General features: G+C 40.2%; 2 protein-coding genes. Both read right to left on the reverse strand.

Translation table 11 applies throughout. The features are described 5' to 3' along the window. Positions 1 to 99 precede the first annotated feature (99 nt). Positions 100 to 309 (reverse strand): helix-turn-helix transcriptional regulator, encoded by a 210-nt coding sequence (locus J5224_RS32490; RefSeq protein WP_264629054.1) that lies wholly within the window; start codon positions 307 to 309, stop codon positions 100 to 102. Between the two features lie 242 nt (positions 310 to 551). After that, positions 552 to 740: a helix-turn-helix domain-containing protein gene (locus J5224_RS32495; protein WP_264629055.1), complete on the reverse strand. Its 189-nt coding sequence runs from the start codon at positions 738 to 740 to the stop codon at positions 552 to 554. Position 741: the final 1 nt, after the last annotated feature.

Raw genomic sequence — 741 nt, forward strand, 5'->3', positions numbered from 1 at the left:
CGTAAGTGAAGCCTAATTTTTCGCAATAACGAATGTTCCCTTCTTTTAGCGCGCGTAAGGCATCAATCAATATTACGTAATTGAGTGAGGGGCTCATGGCTATTCACCCTCCTGTTTTTTCTGACTACGGCCAGATAATTTTTGTTCAATCCATTCATTAATCTCGGATTCAAGCCAGGCAACGCTGGTGGGGCCAATTTTAATAGATTTCGGAAAATCATCTGTTTTCATATACAAATAAATTTGTGAACGTTTAAGCCCTGTTTTTTCTCTCACTTGTTTCAAGCGCAGTAATTGATGAGATGTCATTGCTTTCCTCCTGAAACCGAAAGGTGTTATGTGCATCAATACAACAACACAGACGGTGTAGGAGAGGAAGTATATGAACCCGTATTACGGATCATCCAATGCTTAATACGGGTTTTTATATCGGCGTTTTTGACAGAGGGATAGGGTGTATCATGTTGTTAGTGATAATAAATCCAGATTCTCAGGCGAGATTCTGGATTATAATATTTGGGGTTTAACCCTACAGGCTTTAAACAGATGATCTAAACCAGTGGCTTGTATTTTTTTGAGATCTTTTCAATAATGGAGGAAGGATCTACGGCGAGCAGGCGGGCAATATGGATAAACTCTACAATGTCTAACCGTCTTTCCCCATTCTCAACCTTGGCGATAAAGGATTGGGGACGATTTAGCGCACGCGCTAAATTTTCCTGTGTGATGCATTTAGCAATA

This window comes from Candidatus Symbiopectobacterium sp. NZEC135 (assembly GCF_025962695.1).